The following is a 13894-nucleotide window of genomic DNA, read 5'->3' as shown; positions in this document are numbered from 1 at the left end:
GAATACAACGTGTGGCAGCGTGGCGGGACAGCAGAAGGAGAAGGAGAAGGAGAAGGAGCTTGCGTCGCCCGGCTGTTTACCCCCAACCGGGCGGGTTTGCTCAAGCGCGAGACATGAATTTGCCTGACTCGGTGTTGATGCGCACCACTTCGCCGGTTTCCAGGTACTCGGGGATCTGGATTTCCAAACCGGTAGCGAAGCGAGCAGTCTTGGTGCGCGCGCTGGCAGATGAGCCTTTGATGGCGGGCGGGGTTTCCTCGATCGGCATTTCCACCACAGCGGGCAGTTCGATTCCCACGAGGTTGCCTTCCACCAGCAGGCCGTACACTCCCTCAATACCGTCGAACAGGTAGTCGAGTTGTTCGGCAAGCTGGTCGGCACTCAAGGTGAACTGGGCAAAGTCTTCGTTATCCATGAAGGTGTAGCCGTCGGCATCCTGATACAGGAACTGGACCTGGCGCTTCTGGAAATCGATAGGGCTCAGCATGTCATCGCCAGTGAGGCTCTGGTCCAGCTTCTGCTTGGTCTGCACGTGATTGAAGCGCACCTTGTAGAGCGTTGTGCCGCTGCGCGAGGAGGGGCTTTTTACATCGATCTGGCTGACGATATAGGGCTGGTTGTTGATCTGGACGATCTGGCCTTTTTTCAGTTCGGCGGCTCTGGGCATGACGGGTGACTCAACGAGGTTGAACGAGGCGCGTATTTTGCTCCCGCCCGCCGCCACTCGGCAATAGTGTGCGGCGGGCAGGCCTTTGCCTAGAGCGGTGGCGAGCCGCTACCGGGTTCATCGTCAGTGCGCTCGGCAGGTGTTTCCGGGTCGGGGTCACCGGTTTTAACCGGGATGGCGTCTGCTCGCTCGCGGTTGGGCTCGCCCACGCGATAGCTATGCACCAGCTTTTCCAGCCCCTTGCTGCTGCGCAGGTTGACGTCGAGCTGGCGGAAGGCGATTTCGATTCCATTCTCCTTGAACACCCGGTCTATTTCGCGATTGATCTCGTCGGTTGCCTGGTTGCGGTCGGCCAATTCCTTTACGTGGATGCGCAGTTCGTGCTCCAGGGTGCTGTCGCTGAAATTGAGGAAAAACACCAACGGCTCGGGGTCCTTCAGCACGCGCGGATTGTTTTGCGCGATCTCTTTCAGCAGTTGCCGTACCTTGGCCACGTCTGAGCCGTAGGCCACCCCGACCTTGATGATCACCCGCGTTATAGTGTCCTGCAGCGACCAGTTGATGATCTGCTCGGTCACGAAGTTCTTGTTCGGAACGATGATTTCCTTGTTGTCGAAATCGGTGATGGTGGTGGCGCGAATGCGGATACGATTGATGGTGCCCGACAGCGGGCCGATGGTAACCACATCACCAATACGGACCGGACGTTCAAACAGGATGATCAGACCGGAAATGAAGTTGGCGAAGATTTCCTGCAGACCAAAACCGAGACCAACACCCAATGCCGCGACCAGCCACTGCAACTTGTCCCAACTGACACCCAGCGATGAAAGTGAGCTGACCAGACCAAAACCGACGATCACATAGCTCAGCAGAGTGGTCACCGCATAGCTGGTGCCCTGGCGCAGCTCCATGCGCGAGAGCACCAGTATTTCCAGCAGGCCTGGCAGGTTGCGGGCCAAGGTAAACGTCAGAATCAAAGTCACCAGCGCGCTGAGGATGTCACCGGCGCTGATCGGCACGGACTGGCCTGTGCTCAGGCCATCGCCCTCGTACTGCCAGAGCGTGACCGACTCGAGGTAGGAGGCCGCGCTGATCAGATCCGCCCAGGTGAAATACAACGCAATGCTGAAGGCAATGACCAGTGCCAGCTTGGCCAGCCGCAGTGATTGCTGGTTAATCTGCTGAATGTTCATTTCCGGCACTTCGACCGAGGGTATTTCACTGTCCTGCCCTTCACGTGCCTCGGCAGCCTGGCGTTTGGCCACGGCGCGCTGGTAGGCCAGGCGGCGGCCAGCGACGTTCAGATTGCGCACCACGGTGCCTTCCAGCAGCATCCAGAGCACGATCAGGTAAAGACTGTCGATAAAGCGTTCGGCCAGTTTGACCGCAGTGTAGTGATAGCCCCAGGCCGTCAGTCCAGCCAGCGCCAGTGGCGCCAGAATCAGCACGGCGGTGGCACTGAAGTGCAGTATTCGCGAATGATAGAGTGGCTCACTGCGCCACATCATCCGGCCCAGCAAGCCTGCGAGCAATCCCATGCCCAGCAGCATTATGGCGCGCCCCAGTGCGTCGCCGCCCAACTGCTCCGGCAGCGAGCCGTGCAGGCCTAGCACCAGCACCAGCGGCAGCATTATCCAGGCCAGTCGGCGGGCCAGCTTGTGCAAACGCTCCACCAGGCTGTCATCCCAGTGGAAGTGGCGTGCGGCAATGCCGCGCGGATCCAGCACACGATAGAGTAAGTGCAGGACGAACCAGGCCAGACTGAGTTTGAGCAATGCCAGCCCCAATGCGGGCATCGCCGGTTCCTTGCCCAGATGCATGATCAGTCCGAGGAACAGTAACGCCAGCGGGATGGGGCTGATCAACGCAATGGTCAGGCCCAGGGCCCGTGGCGTGTGCCAGGGGCTGTCGCGGCGAAAGTGACCCACTTCATCGTGCAGGGTGTTGAGTTTGCGGCGCATGCTGGGTTGGCGCCACAGATAGAGCGCGACGAACAGCGCGAAGAGGATGCCCCATGGGTAGTGCATCTGCACTGTATTGAGCACGTTGCCGGCCACCTGTTTCAGGTGCAGGCTGCCGATCTGCCGCTTGGCTTGGGCAGGAAACTCCCTTACCCAGCTCAAGTCCAGGGGTTTACTGCTGGCGACCCAGAACAGCTGGTCGTCGATGGTACGTTTCAGGTCATCACTCAGCTGCTGCAGTTGGCGCTGGTTGATCTGCAGGCTGATTGCCAGATTGATCAAGGTATTGATGTTGTTGTTCAGTTGCTCGACCAGGGTGACTCGGCTATTGACCATCTGTTCCAGCCCTGGGCGCAACGCGTCGCGCTGGCGGACGGGTATTTGCAGCAACAGGTTGTTCAGATAGGCGTCGGGGTTGCTCAGGTCGTTGCTCAATTGGGTCAGCTCGAACTGACGCAGGCGCAGATCGGCGATTTGATCGGCAATGCGACTGTCGATGCTGACCTTGGGTAGCGCGTTCTTTTGCTGGTGCAAGATTCGCGACAACAGCAGGCTGCCTTCCAGAACATCGATCTGCTGCTCCAGTGCCTTGTCCACCTGGCTGAGGTGCTCGGTCTGCTGTTTGGTTTCGATGTTGCGGCGCGTCAGGTCACCAATCTGGCTGGTTGCCGATAGTAGCTCTTCGCTCAGTTCGCGGTTGATGCTGCTCTGTTGTTGCAACACCTGATTCTGCGATTCGTCTTCCGGCAGGGTGGCGTCGCTGACGGCCTTTTCCGACTGGCTACGGCGTTTTTCATTGATGACGTCCTGCAGGACTTTGATGTCGTCTTCAATCTGGCGAATCTGCAGACTCAGCAGGTTCTTCTTCTGGGTCGCCAGATCCTGCAGCACGTTGTTGCCCGACAGCTTCTGGCGCAGCAGATCGTTGGTGATTTGCAGGTAATCGCGCTCGGCCTGCAGCATGTCGATACGCGCACGGCTTTGCTGGGTCGGCGGCTGGCGTTGCAGGGTGCGTAGCTGCTCTGCGACCGTTTGTGCGCGCTTCTGGTTGTCGGACACGCTGGCCTGTGTGCGTTCCGGCCGTGTCTGGGCAGCAATCAGCTCGCCGTTGACGGCGGTCAGCTCGTTCTGCCAGGTGAACATTTGGTTCACTTGTTCGGCCAGCTTGGCCTCCAGCTGGTGCAGGTCAGTCTTTTGCAGGCTGTCCTTGTGGGCAGAGCCTGAGCTGTCGCGTTTGGCCAGCTGATTGTGTTGCGCGCGGATGCTCTGCGTTTCACGCGGTGCGCTGGCGATTTCTTCCTGCAGCTTGTCCTGCTCATCCTTGGCCTGAATGCTCTGCTTCAGGTAATTCAGCGTGCTCTGATACAGCTCATTCAGCTCGCGCTTGTCCGGCTCAGCAAGGGAGCTGCTATTCAGGGTCTCGACACTGGTGTTGGTTGCGTCTATGCGCTGGTTGAGATCATCGGTCGATGGCGCTTCCTGAGCCAAGGCGCTGGTGCTGATAAACAGGCAGAAAAGGAGCGATGACAAAAAACGCGACATGAAAGGTGATCCTGAAGAGTTCTGATCTGAAGGGTAGCCCCAAGGCTGGCGCTTGGGAAGCTGACCGGTCTGCTTCAGCAAAGTTTCCCGGCCCAAAAAGCAACAGGCCACCCGGGTGGGGTGGCCTGTTGAGATGCTGTCGATCAGTTGCGGGTCACGTTGCCGATCAGAACCAGGCGTCCTGCATGTCGTAACAGGTGGGGTCACGATTTTCCAGTACGTTCAGGTCGTGGTGACAGGAGGGGACTTCCCAATTGAGGAAGTAGCGCGCCGCCTGCAGCTTGCCCTGATAGAAATCACGGTCGGCCTGGTTGCCGGCGTTCAGGCCGTTCTGTGCGTGTACCGCCTGCTGCAGCCAGCGCCAGCCGATCACCATGTGACCAAAGGCCTTGAGGTAGAGCGCGGAGTTGGCCAGAGCCTGATTGACCCTACCCTGACCCATATCGCCCAGTAGCGCGACAGTAACCTTACCCAGGTGCGCCAGCAGCTTCTCGAGTGGCTCGCGCAGCCCGTTCAGCTCAGGATGTGCAGCGGCCTGTTTGCAGGTAGCCAGAATAAGCTCCGAGAGCTGTTTCATTGCTGCACCGTTGTTCATCACCACCTTGCGCGCCAGCAGATCCAGTGACTGGATGCCGTTGGTGCCTTCGTGAATCGGATTCAGACGGTTGTCGCGGTAGTACTGCTCGACGGGATACTCGCGGGTATAACCGTGGCCACCGAGAATCTGGATTGCCAGTTCGTTGGCCTTGAGGCAGTAGTCCGACGGCCAGGCCTTGACGATCGGCGTGAGCAGGTCAAGCAGCTCCAGCGCGGTCTTGCGCTCGGCTTCGGTTTCCAGGGTCTCGGTATCGTCGAACAGGCGTGCGGCATACAGGCCCAGGTCGAAGGCGCCCTCTACATAGGCTTTCTGCGCCAGCAGCATACGCTTGACGTCGGTGTGCTCAATGATCGAAACCTGCGGCGCAGTCGGATCCTTGCCATCGGGCAGACGACCTTGCGGACGCTCGCGCGCATAGTTCAGTGAGTACAGGTAACCGGCGTAGCCGAGCATGACCGCGCCCATGCCGACGCCGATGCGTGCTTCATTCATCATCTGGAACATGCAGGCCAGACCTTGGTGCGGCTTGCCGACCAGATAGCCGACGCAGTTGTCCTTGTCACCGAAGTTGAGTGCGGTAGAGGTAGTGCCGCGCCAGCCCATCTTGTGGAACAGGCCAGCCAGGGTAACGTCGTTGCGTTCGCCCAGGCTGCCGTCGTCGTTGACCAGGAATTTGGGCACGATGAACAGCGAAATACCCTTCACACCCGGTGGCGCATCGGGCAACTTGGCCAGCACCATGTGCACGATGTTTTCCGAGAGCGGGTGATCGCCACCGGAAATGAAAATCTTGTTGCCCTTGAGGCGGTAGCTGCCATCGCCGGCCGGTTCCGCCTTGGTGCGAATGTCCGACAGCGAGGAGCCGGCATGCGGTTCGGTCAAGGCCATGGTGCCGAAGAAACGACCTTCGATCATCGGTTGCAGGAAGCGCTCTTTCTGCTCTTCGGTGCCGAAGTTCTCAATTAGATTGGCTGCGCCCATGGTCAGCATGGCGTAGGACGAGGTCGCTGCGTTGGCCGACTGGAAGTGGGCGAAACAGGCCTGCGACAACAGGTTGGGCATCTGCATGCCGCCCTGCTCGAAGGTACGAGTAGCGTTCAGAAAGCCAGCTTCCAGGAAGGCATCGACCGCCGGCTTGACCTCGGGAATCAGCTCTGCTGCGCCATCAACGTACTGGGGCTCGTTCTCATCGCTCTTGCGGTTGTGCGGGGCAAAGAGCTTTTCGGCGATGGTGCGAGCGGTGCCAATGGCTGCGTCGAAGGTCTCCCGGTTGTGGTCGGCAAAGCGCTCACGCTGGGTCAGGCCTTCGGCATCCAGCACTTCATAGAGTTCGAAGGCCAGGTTGCGTTGATCAAGCAGTATCTCGGTCATGGAGGTCACCTCAAATTTTAACGCGAAGCAGTGTATTGGCTGATTCCCCTGCTGGGAATGGCCATTGATGTCCTTTATGCAGCCAGATCAGAACAGCCGAAGCACCGGCTCGTCCATCGCGGCGCGTTGTTCACGCAGGGTCAGTATCTGTTCGGCCCAATAGCGCTCGCTGGCGAACCAGGGAAAGTGCATGGGGAAGGCCGGGTCGTCCCAGCGCCGCGCCAGCCAGGCGCTGTAGTTGATCAGCCGCAAGCTGCGCAAGGGCTCGATCAGTGCCAGCTGGCTGGGGTCGAAGTCGTAAAACTCGTTGTAGCCATCGGCCAGTTCGGCCAGTTGGGCCTGGCGCTGATCGCGCTCGCCGGACAGCATCATCCACAAATCCTGGATTGCCGGGCCTTGCCGGCAGTCGTCCAGATCGACCATGAACAGGCTGTCATCGCGCCACAACAGGTTGCCCACGTGCAGGTCACCGTGCAGGCGCAGGGTGCTACAGGGGTGCATGGCGAAACGTTCAGCCACTACCTTGAGCAGATCATCGGCGACGGAAAAGTATGCGGCTTGCAAAGCCTGTGGCACCACATTGGCGCTGCGCAGAAAGTCCAGGCTGTCAGTGCCAAAGGTTTGTACGGTCAGCTCCGGGCGATGGTCGAAGGGACGCATGGCGCCGACCGCATGCAGCCGGCCGACAAGGCGGCCCAGCATCAGCAGGTGATCAGGGTCGTCGAATTCGGGGGCGCGGCCACCAAAGCGTTTGAACAGACTAAAGCGGAACCCGGCGAACTCGAACAGGGTTTCGCCGTTGATTTGCATCGGCGGGATCACTGGGTTCTCGCGTTCGACCAGTTCGAGGGAGAACGCATGCTCCTCAAGAATGGATTCATCGCTCCAGCGCAGCGGCCGGTAAAACTTGGCGATCAATGGCTGGCCGTCTTCGATGCCGACCTGAAACACGCGGTTCTCGTAGCTGTTCAGCGTGAGGGTGCGCGCGTCGGAGAGGAAGCCCAGTGACTCGACTGCGTCGAGTACGGTGTCGGGCGTGAGCAAAGCAAAGGGATGGTGCGCGTCCATAACCGGTTCGCCTGCGTCAGAAAAGGGTAGCTATGGTGGCACAAGTCAGGGGGCAGGTGGCAACTCTGCGCTCAGGGCGTGCGGGCGGCGCACCAGACTTGAACGGACGCGGCGCCAGCGCGGAGTAGGGTTCGGGTGGCTTCGGCGGCGCTCGTACCGGTGGTCATCACGTCATCGATCAGGGCGATGTCACGGCCGGCGATCTGTTCTGGGTAGCGGCAACGAAAGGCGTCGCGCAGGTTTTGCTGGCGCTCGCGGGCGCTTAGGCCCTGCTGTGGCTTGGTGGCACGGCTGCGCTGCAGGGCGTTGCGCTGCAGCGGTATTTTCAGTTCACCGGCCAGTTGGCGCGCCAGTTCAAAGGCCTGGTTGTAACCCCGCTGTGCTTGTCGCGCCGAATGCATCGGCATGGCAATCAGCAGGTCGGGACGGCGCTCGGGGAACTGCTCCAGATAATGCGTTAAGTGCAGCAGCATCAGTTGGCCGAGTAGCTGCCCATAGGCGTTCTGCCGGTGATACTTGAAGGCCGGAACCAGCGAGTCCACCGGAAAGCGGTAAAGCAAAGGCGCGGTAGCATGCACAAAGGGTGGGGGCTGCTGCAGGCACTGGCCGCATAGGGTATCGGCCTGAGGCAGGGGGAGGGCGCATTGGCGACAATGCTCATGCAGCCATGGCAGATCGGCGAGACACCCTCGGCAGAGTCCGGCCTGCGGATGCTCTGTGCGCAGGTCGCAGAGCAGGCACTGACTGCAAAGGTTGTTTTTTGTCCAGTTGTAAACCTTGTGTTTTATCAATGGTTGACAGCCTCCATGCCGTCGCTATCATGCTTGCCATAGCGTGAACCCTTGAGGGTTCCAAGGCAATAATCAAAGGACTCCTACCCATGACCGCCTCCGTGACTCGCCACGACTGGACGCCGGCCGACGTGCTGGCCCTGTTCCGCCTGCCTTTCAACGATCTGCTGTTCCGCGCTCAGACAGTGCATCGCGAGCACTTTGACCCCAACCGTGTGCAAGTCTCCACCTTGCTGTCGATCAAGACCGGCGCCTGTCCCGAGGATTGCAAATACTGTCCGCAATCCGGCCATTACAACACCGGCCTGGATAAGGAAAAGCTCCTGGAAGTACAGAAGGTGCTGGATGAGGCCGCCGCTGCCAAGAAGATCGGCGCGACGCGTTTCTGCATGGGAGCGGCCTGGAAGCATCCGTCTGAAAAAGACATGCCCTATGTACTGCAGATGGTTCGCGGCGTGCGCGAGCTAGGGCTGGAAACCTGCATGACCTTGGGCAAGCTGACCAAGGAGCAGACCGCGGCGCTGGCCGACGCTGGATTGGATTATTACAACCACAATCTGGATACCTCGCCCGAGTTCTACGGCAATATCATCACCACGCGCACCTACGGCGACCGGCTGGAGACGCTGTCCTACGTGCGTGACGCCGGCATGAAAATCTGCTCCGGCGGAATCCTGGGTATGGGCGAGACGGTCGAGGATCGCGCCGGCCTGCTGATCCAGCTGGCCAACTTGCCGGAACACCCTGAGAGCGTGCCGATCAACATGCTGGTCAAGGTCAAGGGCACGCCCTTGGAGAACGCCGAAGACGTTGATCCCTTCGATTTCATTCGCACGCTGGCGGTAGCGCGCATCATGATGCCCAAATCCCACGTGCGTCTTTCCGCCGGCCGTGAACAGATGAACGAGCAAACCCAGTCGCTGGCCTTTTTCGCCGGTGCCAATTCGATCTTCTATGGTGAGCGTTTGCTGACCACCGCCAACCCGCAGGCAGAGAAGGACATGCTGTTGTTCGAGCGCCTGGGCATCAAGCCCGAAGAGCGCGAAGAGCATGACGACGAGGTGCACCAGGCCGCGATCGAACAGGCGCTGGTCGAACAGCGCGATAGCGCACTGTTCAGCAATGCCGCTGCGGTCTGAATGCAGCGGTTCATCTGGCAGCGCGCCCTTGGTTACCAGCGGGACGCAGCATAGCGCGGTTCCTCTGGTGGCTTGAGGTGGGTTGTTTTTGGCTACATGTCAAACGAGTCTTCCCGTGCCCTTTGATCTCACCTCCCGCCTGGCCGAACGCCGCGCCGCCCACCTTTATCGTCGTCGTCCCCTGCTGGACTCTCCTCAGGGCGTGCGAGTGCGGGTGGATGGTGTCGAGTTGCTGGCGTTCTGCAACAACGATTATCTCGGGCTGGCAAATCATCCAGAGGTAATTCGAGCCTTCGCGGACGGCGCGCAGCGCTGGGGCGTGGGCGGCGGGGCTTCCCATCTGGTGGTGGGGCACAGTACGCCCCACCATGAGCTGGAAGCGGCGCTGGCGGAATTTACCGGCCGCCCGCGCGCCCTGCTGATGTCCAGCGGTTATACGGCCAATTTGGGTACGGTCACGGCGCTGGTGGGGCAGGGCGATACCGTGCTGGAGGATCGCCTTAATCACGCCTCGCTGCTCGATGCCGGTCTGCTCAGTGGTGCACGCTTCTCACGCTATCTGCACAACGACCACGCGAGTCTTGCCGCACGCCTGAGTAAGGCAGTTGGCAATACGCTGGTAGTGACCGACGGTGTATTCAGCATGGACGGTGATCTCGCCGACCTACCGCAGCTCTGTGCTCAAGCCCGCCAGCGTGGCGCCTGGGTGATGGTCGATGACGCCCATGGTTTCGGCTGTCTGGGCGAGCAGGGGGGAGGTATCGTCGAGCACTTTGGTTTGGGGGTGGATGATGTGCCGGTATTGGTCGGCACGCTCGGCAAGGCCTTCGGCACTGCCGGTGCCTTCGTTGCCGGCAGCGAGGAGCTGATTGAAAGCCTGATTCAGTTTGCCCGGCCCTACATTTACACCACCAGCCAGCCACCGGCAGTCGCCTGTGCCACGCTCAAGAGTCTGCAACTGCTGTGTGAAGAAAAGTGGCGCCGCCGCCATTTGCAGCAGTTGATCAGCCAATTCCGCACCGGGGCTGCCGAATTGGGCCTGCAATTAATGGACAGCCCAACCCCGATCCAACCCATTCTGATTGGCAGCAGTGCCAGGGCGCTGGCGCTCTCGGCAGCGCTGCGCCAACGCGGTATTCTGGTGACCGCCATTCGCCCGCCCACTGTGCCGCGTGGCACGGCAAGATTGCGGGTGACCCTTTCTGCTGCGCACACTGAAGACGATGTGACGCAGCTGCTGCAGGCGCTGGAAGCAGCCCTGGCAGTGCTGTCCAACGAAGAGAACACCAATGAACACCATTAATCTGCTGCCAGGTTGGTCGCTGGCGGCCAGTAATCTCGATGCACTGCGACAGGCGCTACAGAGCTGTCTGCCAAATTACGCGGTGACCAGTCATGAACTGCCACCCATGCAGATGTCGAACCTGGAGGCTGACCTAGAGCAGTTGGCTGGCAGTCTGCAGCCCGGCTGGCTGGTTGGCTGGTCGCTGGGTGGCACGCTTGCCATTCAACTCCTTAGACGCTACCCAGAGCGCTTTTGCGGTGCGGTTACCATCACCAGTAACGCCTGTTTTTCAGCTCGTGCCGAATGGCCTGAAGCCATGCCAACCGAGTCCTTCAAGACGTTCTTCAGTGAGGCGCGCGAGCAGCCGGAGAAAATGCTCAAACGCTTTGCGCTGCTGGTGACGCAGGGCGCCGAGCAGCAGCGGGAGCTCAGCCGGAAACTGCAGTGGAGCGACGCCGACCCGCTGCAGCGGCTGAACCACCTGGCATTGCTGGGGGTGCTGGATAACCGCGTTCATCTGCGTCGCTGCGAGCAGCCGGTGCTGCATTGCCTGGCGGCGCAGGATGCGCTGGTGCCGGCCGCGGCGGCGGCTGAGCTGCAGGCGCTTAATCCGCAGGCCAAAGTGGTGGTGCATCCGCAGTCCAGCCATGCGCTGCCGTTGGAACAGCCGGAATGGTTGGCGCAGCAGATCGCCGAGCGGGTGCAGCGGGCATGAGCGATGCGGTCATCGACAAGCGCCAGGTTGCAGCCTCCTTTAGTCGCGCTGCCGGGACCTATGACCAGGTGGCCGAGCTGCAACGTAATGTGGGTAACAACCTGCTGGCGCGCCTGCCGCACGCGGCGTGTGCCAGGCAACTGGCTGATATAGGCTGCGGCACGGGTTATTTCACCCGCGCACTGGCTGAGCGATTCGGTCAGCCAGTGTTGGGATTAGACATCTCCGAAGGCATGCTGCGCTATGCGCGGGAGCACAGTCCGGATTCGTTGGGCTGGGCGACCGCCGACGCAGAAAGCCTGCCATTGCGTTCGGCCAGTCAGGACCTGCTATTTTCCAGTCTTGCCCTGCAATGGTGCCCGCAGTTGCCGTTAGCGCTGGCGGAGGCTTTCCGCGTGCTGCGACCTGGCGGTTGCATGGCGTTCAATACCCTGGTGGAGGGTACCCTGGCTGAACTGCGCGACGCCTGGCTTGCAGTGGATGGGTTTGTGCATGTCAATCGCTTCATGCCGCTAGCCCAGTTACAACAGGTGCTGGCGCAGTCCGGATTCGCCCGCTGGCACTGTGAGGTGGAGCGGCATGTATTGCACTATGGTCAGTTGAGTGAGTTGACCCACGAGCTCAAGGCCCTGGGGGCGCACAATCTTAACGCAGGTCGCCCCAGTGGGTTGACCGGGCGAGCGCGCTTGCGGGCGTTGACCGCCGCCTATGAAGCGCAACGTCAGGCTGCCGGGTTGCCGGCGACCTATCAGGTAGCGCAGATCCTGTTGTTCAAGGGTCTTGATCAGGTTTGATGGAGTAGAGCATGTCCAAACGCTATTTTGTTACTGGCACCGACACCGAGATCGGCAAGACCACCATCGCGGCCGCGTTGCTGCATGCCGCGCGTGTCGGTGGATTGAGCACGGCTGCCGTCAAGCCGGTCGCGGCAGGTTGCGAGCGCACCAGCGAAGGGCTGCGCAACGAAGATGCGCTGGCACTGCAGGCGGAGTGCTCTCCGGCACTGGCCTATGAATTGATTAATCCGGTCACGCTGGAGGCGGCTATTGCGCCGCATATCGCAGCCCAGGAAGAGGGCGCCGCGTTGACACTGGAGATTCTGGCCGGCGCCTGTTTGCAGGTGTTTGATCGCGAGCGTGATCTGACCCTGGTCGAAGGTGCTGGTGGCTGGCGCGTACCGCTAAACGACGACGAGTTGCTGTCAGATCTAGCGGTGGAGCTGAAGCTGCCGGTGGTTTTGGTTGTAGGGATGCGACTGGGCTGCATCAATCATGCGTTGCTGACCTGCCAGGCTATAGCCGCCGATGGACTGCAATTGGTCGGTTGGGTGGCCAACCATGTTGACCCGGATATGAGCCGCCCGGATGAGAATCTGGAGACCCTGAAGCGGTTGATAAAGGCGCCTTTGCTCGGCCGCGTGCCGCGTCTGGACAATGCCGATGCCGCGTCTGTCGCAGCCTATCTGGATGTTACCCCGCTGGTCTGAACTGACCGGTGGTGATACTCAATACTGGCCTTTTGTGCTTGAATGTCATCAGGCTCTCTACATCTGAGGTTGTGCCCATGGCTACCCTTGACTTGATCTCATCTGGCCTGACCAGCGTGCGTCAGGGACAGAACCGTGTTTCCAACGCCGCTTCCGATATTGCGCGCTTGGGCAGCTCCGTCGATCCCGTGACGGCTCAGGCGACGCCCACGCAACCAGCGACTGGCCAAGCTGTGTCTAGCGCACCAGTGGAAAGCGCACGACCGGTTAACCTCGTGGACAGTTTGGTGGAATTGCAGAGAGGTCGCCAAGAAGCCGAAGCCGGTGCTTCCGTGATTGATACTGCCGATGAGGTTCTGGGCACCCTGCTGGATGTGACCGTCTGATATTGGCGCCTCGCCGGCGCCTCTGAAAGGCACTCTCTATCGGACTCCAGAGGTCTGACGCAATGACAAGCATCGGCGCATTCAGCGCCTATTCATACTCCCCTACGCTCGTTCAAGCACCGGTAACCGGTGTTGTGTCGGCGAATCTTACTGTGCCTGCTGCTGGCGTCTCCAGTCGTTTTGCGCCCGTTGACGAAGCCACCGCGACGGCTGCGACCAACTCTGAGCAGGGAGATGCGTCGGCTAGCGAAGAAACGTCAGACCTGGAGCAGCAAAAGCGCGCGCAACTGGCTGCTGCCGAGGCGCAGCAGTTGCAGGCGACTCAGCAGGAAATCCGTGAGCTGGCGGCGCGTGACCGAGAGGTGCGCACGCACGAGCAGGCGCACATGGCTGTCGGTGGGCAATACGCAGGTGCGGTGCAATACGATTATGATCGCGGCCCGGACGGCCGCCTTTATGCGGTGGGTGGAGAGGTGGGCATTGATACGTCTCCAATTCCGGGCGATCCGCAAGCGACCATCGAGAAGATGGAGCAGGTCCGCCGCGCTGCGCTGGCGCCGGCCGAACCCTCCGGGCAGGATCGTTCCGTCGCGGCCCAGGCCGGGCAGGCGATTGCGCAGGCCAGAGCAGAGCTGGCAACTCAGGGTGCGGACAAGGCCGGGTCTGTCGACGGGCCGTCCGACGAGAAAAGCGCCAGTGACTCAACCGAGGATGCTGATGAGGCTTCGCCAGCCGAGAGGGGTCGTGCCCGCGACCTTTCGCTTTATCGCGATGTGGCAGCCTCTGCTAGCACGACCGATTCGGTATTCAGCCTTAGCGCCTGACTCCCAGGCACGCTATTTCCCACTTTAAATCTGTCCTGCGCGGTTGCGCGGCGACGTC

General features: G+C 60.6%; 12 protein-coding genes. 7 read left to right on the top strand and 5 right to left on the bottom strand.

Going from position 1 to position 13894, the window contains the following annotated elements; genetic code table 11:
* Nucleotides 1-100: 100 nt before the first annotated feature.
* From efpL to V7747_RS16400, 5 genes are all read right to left on the bottom strand, one after another.
* A complete protein-coding gene (gene efpL, locus V7747_RS16420; RefSeq protein WP_335617095.1) occupies nt 101-667 on the bottom strand; it encodes an elongation factor P-like protein EfpL in 567 nt (188 codons plus the stop codon).
* Nucleotides 668-756: 89 nt separating this feature from the next.
* Nucleotides 757-4173, bottom strand: a complete 3417-nt coding sequence (gene mscK, locus V7747_RS16415; protein ID WP_335617094.1) for a mechanosensitive channel MscK — start codon at nt 4171-4173, stop codon at nt 757-759.
* Between the two features lie 166 nt (nt 4174-4339).
* Complete coding sequence (locus V7747_RS16410; protein ID WP_335617093.1) at nt 4340-6142, bottom strand: acyl-CoA dehydrogenase; 1803 nt, start codon at nt 6140-6142, stop codon at nt 4340-4342.
* 87 nt (nt 6143-6229) lie between these two features.
* Nucleotides 6230-7210, bottom strand: a complete 981-nt coding sequence (locus tag V7747_RS16405; RefSeq protein ID WP_335617092.1) for a serine/threonine protein kinase — start codon at nt 7208-7210, stop codon at nt 6230-6232.
* Between the two features lie 71 nt (nt 7211-7281).
* Nucleotides 7282-7788: a ComF family protein gene (locus V7747_RS16400; RefSeq protein ID WP_335617091.1), complete on the bottom strand. Its 507-nt coding sequence runs from the start codon at nt 7786-7788 to the stop codon at nt 7282-7284.
* Between the two features lie 302 nt (nt 7789-8090).
* Between V7747_RS16400 and bioB the strand changes: the two genes are divergently transcribed.
* The 7 genes from bioB (at nt 8091) to V7747_RS16365 (ending at nt 13836) form a co-directional block, all read left to right on the top strand.
* Nucleotides 8091-9140, top strand: a complete 1050-nt coding sequence (gene bioB / locus V7747_RS16395) for a biotin synthase BioB (RefSeq protein ID WP_335617090.1) — start codon at nt 8091-8093, stop codon at nt 9138-9140.
* A 115-nt stretch (nt 9141-9255) separates the two neighbouring features.
* Nucleotides 9256-10443, top strand: coding sequence for an 8-amino-7-oxononanoate synthase (gene bioF / locus V7747_RS16390; protein WP_335617089.1), 1188 nt, complete (start codon nt 9256-9258; stop codon nt 10441-10443).
* Nucleotides 10430-11140, top strand: a complete 711-nt coding sequence (locus V7747_RS16385; RefSeq protein WP_335617088.1) for an alpha/beta fold hydrolase — start codon at nt 10430-10432, stop codon at nt 11138-11140. Before bioF ends, V7747_RS16385 begins: the two co-directional genes overlap by 14 nt.
* Nucleotides 11137-11934, top strand: a complete 798-nt coding sequence (gene bioC / locus V7747_RS16380; protein WP_335617087.1) for a malonyl-ACP O-methyltransferase BioC — start codon at nt 11137-11139, stop codon at nt 11932-11934. The genes V7747_RS16385 and bioC overlap by 4 nt, the downstream gene beginning before the upstream one ends.
* Nucleotides 11935-11945: 11 nt before the next feature.
* Nucleotides 11946-12626 (top strand): dethiobiotin synthase, encoded by a 681-nt coding sequence (gene bioD / locus V7747_RS16375; RefSeq protein WP_335617086.1) that lies wholly within the window; start codon nt 11946-11948, stop codon nt 12624-12626.
* A 77-nt stretch (nt 12627-12703) separates the two neighbouring features.
* Nucleotides 12704-13012, top strand: a complete 309-nt coding sequence (locus V7747_RS16370) for a hypothetical protein (RefSeq protein ID WP_335617085.1) — start codon at nt 12704-12706, stop codon at nt 13010-13012.
* A gap of 62 nt (nt 13013-13074) precedes the next feature.
* The gene (locus V7747_RS16365; RefSeq protein WP_335617084.1) at nt 13075-13836 is read left to right on the top strand and encodes a putative metalloprotease CJM1_0395 family protein; all 762 of its coding nucleotides are present in this window, start codon (nt 13075-13077) and stop codon (nt 13834-13836) included.
* Nucleotides 13837-13894: the final 58 nt, after the last annotated feature.

The organism is Halopseudomonas sp. (assembly GCF_036960865.1).
Taxonomy (GTDB): domain Bacteria; phylum Pseudomonadota; class Gammaproteobacteria; order Pseudomonadales; family Pseudomonadaceae; genus Halopseudomonas.
Note: the sequence above shows the minus strand (reverse complement) of the source record. Positions and strands in the feature narration are given on the sequence as shown.

Excerpts from the sequence above, each read along its gene's own strand:
- V7747_RS16365 (WP_335617084.1), top strand. The coding sequence starts at position 13,075 with ATGACAAGCATCGGCGCATTCAGCGCCTATTCATACTCCCCTACGCTC.
- bioD (WP_335617086.1), top strand. The coding sequence starts at position 11,946 with ATGTCCAAACGCTATTTTGTTACTGGCACCGACACCGAGATCGGCAAG.
- efpL (WP_335617095.1), bottom strand. The coding sequence starts at position 667 with ATGCCCAGAGCCGCCGAACTGAAAAAAGGCCAGATCGTCCAGATCAAC.
- mscK (WP_335617094.1), bottom strand. The coding sequence starts at position 4,173 with ATGTCGCGTTTTTTGTCATCGCTCCTTTTCTGCCTGTTTATCAGCACC.
- V7747_RS16370 (WP_335617085.1), top strand. The coding sequence starts at position 12,704 with ATGGCTACCCTTGACTTGATCTCATCTGGCCTGACCAGCGTGCGTCAG.
- bioC (WP_335617087.1), top strand. The coding sequence starts at position 11,137 with ATGAGCGATGCGGTCATCGACAAGCGCCAGGTTGCAGCCTCCTTTAGT.
- V7747_RS16385 (WP_335617088.1), top strand. The coding sequence starts at position 10,430 with ATGAACACCATTAATCTGCTGCCAGGTTGGTCGCTGGCGGCCAGTAAT.
- V7747_RS16405 (WP_335617092.1), bottom strand. The coding sequence starts at position 7,210 with ATGGACGCGCACCATCCCTTTGCTTTGCTCACGCCCGACACCGTACTC.
- V7747_RS16410 (WP_335617093.1), bottom strand. The coding sequence starts at position 6,142 with ATGACCGAGATACTGCTTGATCAACGCAACCTGGCCTTCGAACTCTAT.
- bioB (WP_335617090.1), top strand. The coding sequence starts at position 8,091 with ATGACCGCCTCCGTGACTCGCCACGACTGGACGCCGGCCGACGTGCTG.